Source organism: Streptomyces sp. NPDC030991, from assembly GCF_055571235.1.
Map to the genome: position 1 here is coordinate 163,259 of NZ_JBVIFR010000010.1, position 5,748 is coordinate 169,006.

1 protein-coding gene is annotated in these 5,748 nt (G+C 73.4%); it reads right to left on the bottom strand.

Translation table 11 applies throughout. From position 1 onward, the window contains the following. Positions 1-36: 36 nt before the first annotated feature. On the bottom strand, positions 37-5,652 hold the full coding sequence (locus ACZ45E_RS20560; protein WP_468222596.1) for a type I polyketide synthase: 5,616 nt from the start codon (positions 5,650-5,652) through the stop codon (positions 37-39). Positions 5,653-5,748: the final 96 nt, after the last annotated feature.

The following is a 5,748-nucleotide window of genomic DNA, read 5'->3' on the forward strand; positions in this document are numbered from 1 at the left end:
GAGAATGTTGATGGAGCCGGATGCCCTGAACCGGATTCACACGAGCCCGAGTTCCTCATGGATGAAGTCGAGGACTTCGTCGGCCGACGCGTTGTCCAGCTTCTCGGCCACCGTGGCGACGTCCGTCCGCTCGACGACCCCATTACAGCGGGCCACCAGGCCCTGAAGACGGAGCGCGATAGTCGCGCTCATGGATTCGTCGAGGCTCACGGCAGCAAGCAACGACTCGACGTCTTCTATCTTTGCGGTCACCCGGGAGAGCACGTCGTCGCCGATGCCGAGCGCGTCCCGCAGATGACGGGTGAGCACGAGCGGTGTCGGCTGGTCGAAGACGAGCGTGGCGGGGAGCTTGAGGCCGGTCGCCTCGCGCAGCCGGTTGCGCAGCTCCACCGACGTGAGCGAGTCGAAGCCCACGTCCTTGAACGCGGTGTCCGGCCGGACACCGTCCGGCCCGCTGTGCCCGAGCACGACCGCGGCCTGGGTGCGCACCAGGTCCAGCAGGAGCGCCTCCTGCTCCTCGTCGGCCAGCCCGGACAGACGCCGCAGCAGGTCCCCGTCCTTCGCGCCGGCCGCGCGCGCCTGCTGCCGCCCCGCCGGTACGAGCGTACGCAGCAGCGGCGGCACCGTACCGCCGGCCGCCGCGTCGGCGCGGACCGCCCGCAGGTCCAGTTTGACCGGCACGAGCAGCGACTCGTCGGAGCCGACCGCGGCGTCGAACAGTTCCATGCCCTCCGCGGGTTCGAGGGCCACGACGCCGTCCCGGCTCGTGCGGCGGCTCATGCTCGCCTGGTCGTCGGTGCTGAGGTGGGTGGTCATGTTGGTGGCGTACGCCCAGGTGCCCCAGGAGAGGGAGAGGCCGGGCAGGCCCGCCGCGCGGCGCTGGGCCATCAGGCCGTCCAGGTAGGCGTTGGCCGCCCCGTAGCCGCTGCTGCCCGCGCCCAGGAAGACGGACGAGGCGGAGGAGTAGACGATGAACGCGTCCAGGTCCAGGCCCCGGGTCAGCTCGTCGTAGTGGCGTACGGCGTCGGCCTTCGGCGCGAAGACCCGGGCCAGGCGCTGCGGGGTCAGGGTCCCGACGAGCCCCGCCTCGAACACCCCGGCCGTGTGCACCAGGGCGGTCAGCGGGTGCGCGGCCGGCACCGAGGCGAGCAGGGACTTCACCTGGGCGCGGTCGGAGACGTCGCAGGCCACGACGGAGACGGTCGCGCCGTGCCCGGTGAGTTCGGCGACCAGCTCCGGCACGCCGGCGGCGTCGGGGCCGCGGCGGCTGGCGAGCATCAGGTGACGTGCACCGTGCGCGACGACCAGGTGCCGGGCGATGAGCTCGCCCAGCGAGCCGCCGCCCGAGACGAGGACGGTGCCTTCCGGCTTGAACGCCGTTGTTCCGTCGCGGAGTTGGGCAGGGGTGGCGCGGGTGAGCCGGGGCACGAGAAGGGCCGGGCCGCGCGCCGCGAGCTGCGGCTCTCCCGTGGCGAGGGCCGCGCCCAGGAGCCGCCCGAAGCCACTGCCGGTGCCGGTGTCGGTACCGAGGCCACTGTCGGTGTCGGTGTCGAGCAGGACGATCCGGTCCGGGTTCTCGGCCTGCGCGGCGCGCACGAGACCCCACACCGCCGATCCGGCCGGGTCGGACACCACGCCGTCACCGGCGGGCATCGCGCCCCGGGTCACGACGACGAGCCGCGACTCCTCCGGTCCGTCCACGTCCAGCCAGGTCTGCACGACCCTCAACACCCGTACGGGCAGGTCGAGTACAGCGTTCGCGCCGTCCCCGCCGACGGCTTCGACCACGGCCACCACCGGTATCTCGGGGGCCTGCGCCGCGAGATCGTCCGCGGTGACCACCGGCGTCCACGCGGAAGCGGCCGCCGGCTTCGGGGGCTGCGGCAGTTCGGTCCAGTCCACCCGGAACAGGGAGTCGGCCGCCGCCGAGTCCGCCGCGGTCTCCAACTGCTCGGCGGAGATCGCCCGCGACACCAGCGACTCCATGGTCACGACCAGCGAACCGGTCTCGTCGGCCGCGTCGACCGACAGGGCGTCAGGACCGTTCGGCGCGACGCGCACGCGCAGCGCCGAGGCGCCCGAGGCGTGCAGCACCAGGCCGTTCCAGGAGAACGCGAGCAGCGGCTGCCCGGGCTCGCCCTCCGCCGCCGCGTCGCTCGCTGCGCGGAACGAACCGGTCTGGAGGGCCGCGTCGAGCAGGGCGGGGTGGATACCGAACCTGTCGGCGTCCTTGCGCTGTTCGTCGGGGAGGGCGACCTCGGCGAAGAGTTCGTCGCCGCGCCGCCACACCGCGCGTACGCCCTGGAAGGCGGGGCCGTAGCCGACGCCGCGGGCGCGCAGTTCGGCGTAGAAGTCGTCGACCGCGACGGTCTCGGCGCCCCGCGGCGGCCAGGCGGCGAAGTCGAAGTCCGTGGGCGGGTTCGGGGCCGAGGCGGTCAGCGTGGCGGTCGCGTGCCGCGTCCACGGCTGCTCGTCGCCCGCGTCCTCGCGCTGGGAGTAGATCTCGACGGTGCGCGAACCGTGCTCGCCGGGCGCGTCGACGGCGACCTGAAGCCGCACGCCACCGTGCTCGGGCACGATCAGGGGCGCTTCGATGACGAGTTCTTCCAGTACGCCGCAGCCGGCCTCGTCACCGGCGCGCACGGCGAGTTCCACCAGGCCGGTGCCCGGGAGGAGCGGCAGGCCGCCGATGGCGTGGTCGGCGAGCCAGGGGTGGGACTTGAGCGAGAGCCGCGAGGTGAACAGCAGGCCGCCGGAGTGCGGGAGTCGCACCACCGCGCCGAGCAGCGGGTGGTCGGTCCCGGCGAGTCCGAGGGAGCCCGCGTCGCCGCCGGCCGCGGAGCCCTGGAGCCAGTAGTGCTGGTGGTCGAAGGCGTACGTGGGCAGCTCGACCCGCGATGCGGCGGCGCCGACGGGCAGGACTCCGGCCCAGTCGACGGGGACGCCGCGCACGAACAGCTCGGCCATCGAGGTCAGCAGGCGGCGCGGGCCACCCTCCTCACGCCGCAGCGACCCGGTCACGACTGGGGCCGCGACCGTCTCGCTGCCGTCCAGGATCTCAGTGATCGGCTGCACCAGCACCGGGTGCGCGCTGACCTCCACGAACGCGCCATGCCCCTGCCGGACCAGCTCGGCGACGGCCGGGCCGAACCTCACCTGGCCGCGCAGATTCCCGTACCAGTAACGCCCGTTGAGCACATCCGCGTCCTCGACCCAGCCGCCCGTCACCGTGGAGTAGAAGGGGATCGCGGGCGCCTGCGCGTCGATGCCGGACAGGGTCTTGGCCAGGGCCTCCTCGATGTCCTCGACGTGGCGGGTGTGCGAGGCGTAGTCCACCGCGACCCGGCGCACCCGGACACCTTCCGCAGAGAGGGAGGCGAGCGCCTCGTCCAACGCCTCCGCGTCACCGGCGATCACCACCGAGTGCGGGCCGTTGACGGCGGCCACCTCGACCCGGCCCGCCCACCGCACCAGACGGGCGACCGCCTCGTCCTCGCTCAGCGCCACCGACGCCATACCGCCGCGCCCGGCCAACCGCTCACCGATGGCCTGACTGCGCAACGCCACCACACGGGCCGCGTCCTCCAACGACAACGCGCCGGACACACACGCCGCCGCGATCTCGCCCTGCGAGTGGCCGAGCACGGCGTCGAACTCGACGCCCACGGACGCCCACACCGCGGCGAGACCCACCATCACCGCGAAACTCGCCGGCTGCACCACATCGACGCGCTCCAACAACCCCGGAGCAGCCTCACCCCGCAACACCTCGACCAACGACCAGTCGATATACGGGTCAAGAGCGGTCGCGCACTCCGCGATCCGCTCGGCGAAGACTGGTGAGGAGTCGATCAACTCCCGGCCCATGCCCACCCATTGGGAGCCCTGGCCCGGGAACACCCCCACGACCTTGCCGGGGCCGCCCGAGCCCGCGCCCCCGGCGACCAGACCGGCGTCGCTCCCGCCGGCTGTCAGCGCCCGGAGCCCGGACAGCGCCTCCGCACGCGTACCAGCCACGATCACGGCGCGCTCGGCCAGGACGGCGCGGCCCGTGGCCAGCCCCGCCGCGATGTCCGCCGGGGACGCGCTGTCGGTCCCCTCGACGAAGGCGGTGAGCCGCTCGGCCTGGCCCCGCAGCGAATCGGCGTTGTGCGCCGACACGACCAGCGGTACGACCCCGGCGGGTGCGGTCGCGGCCACCTCCGGCGCCTCCTCCACGGGCGGCGCCTCCTCCAGGATCAGGTGCGCGTTGGTCCCGCTGACCCCGAAGGAGGAGACACCGGCGCGGCGCGGACGGCCCTCGCGCGGCCACTTGCGCGCCTGCGTCAGCAGCTCCACCGCGCCCGCCGTCCAGTCGACCTCGGTCGTGGGCGCGTCCACGTGCAGCGTGGCGGGCATCGTGCCGTGCCGCAGCACCTCGACCATCTTGATGACGCTGCCCACGCCCGCCGCGGCCTGCGTGTGACCGATGTTGGACTTCAACGAGCCGAGATACAGCGGCTTTCGCGGGTCGCGGTCCTTGCCGTACGTGGCGAGCAGCGCCTGCGCCTCGATCGGGTCACCGAGGGCGGTGCCCGTGCCGTGGGCCTCCACCATGTCGACGTCCGCCGCCGAGAGACCCGCGTTGGCGAGCGCCTTGCGGATGACGCGCTGCTGCGAGGGCCCATTCGGGGCGGTGAGACCGTTGGAGGCGCCGTCCTGGTTGACCGCGCTGCCGCGCAGTACCGCGAGGACCTTGTGGCCGCGCTCGCGGGCCAGTGAGAGCCGTTCCAGGAGTACGACGCCCACGCCCTCCGCCAGGCCCATGCCGTCGGCGCCGTCCGCGAACGCCTTGCAGCGGCCGTCGGCGGCCAGGCCGCGCTGGCGCGAGAACGCCACGAAGTTCCCGGGCGTCGACATCACCATCGCGCCGCCGGCCAGCGCCATCGAGCACTCGCCCTGCCGCAGCGACTGCGCCGCCAGGTGCATCGCCACCAGCGACGAGGAGCACGCGGTGTCCAGGGAGACCGCGGGGCCCTCGAAGCCGAGGACGTACGAGACCCGGCCCGACGCCACACTGGTCGAGGCGCCCGTGCCCGCGAAACCCTCGGACTCCGGGGTCACCACGCCGGCGCCGGCCCCGTAACCCTGGCCGGAGAGGCCGGAGAAGACCCCCACGTCGGTGCCCTTGAGCGAGACGGGGTCGAGGCCCGCGCGCTCCAGCGCCTCCCAGGACGTTTCGAGCAGCAGCCGCTGCTGCGGGTCCATGGCCATCGCCTCGCGCGGCGAGATCCCGAAGAACCCGGCGTCGAAGAGGCCCGCGCCGCGCAGGAATCCGCCCTGCGTGACGTACGACGTCCCGGTGTGGTTCGGGTCCGCGTCGAACAGGGCCTCCAGGTCCCAGCCCCGGTCGTCGGGGAAGTCACCGACGGCGTCGCCGCCGTCGACGACCAGCTGCCACAGCTCCTCGGGCGAGGAGACGCCACCGGGGTAACGGCACGCCATGGAGACGATGGCGATCGGCTCGCGCGCCTGGTCCTGGACCTCGCGCAGCCGCTTGCGGGCCGTGCGGGCGTCGGCGATGGCCCTCTTGAGATAGTCGCGGAGTTCTGTCTCGTCGGCCACTTGATTCAACCCCCAGGTGGTGGATGTGCGCGATTGCCCTATGTGGATGTCCGCACTGTCCGTGCGGGGTCGTACACGTTTGCGCGAGGTACGTGCGTGCCGTGCGGGCCGGACCGCCAGGGGGCCGGCCCGCATGGCGGTGGT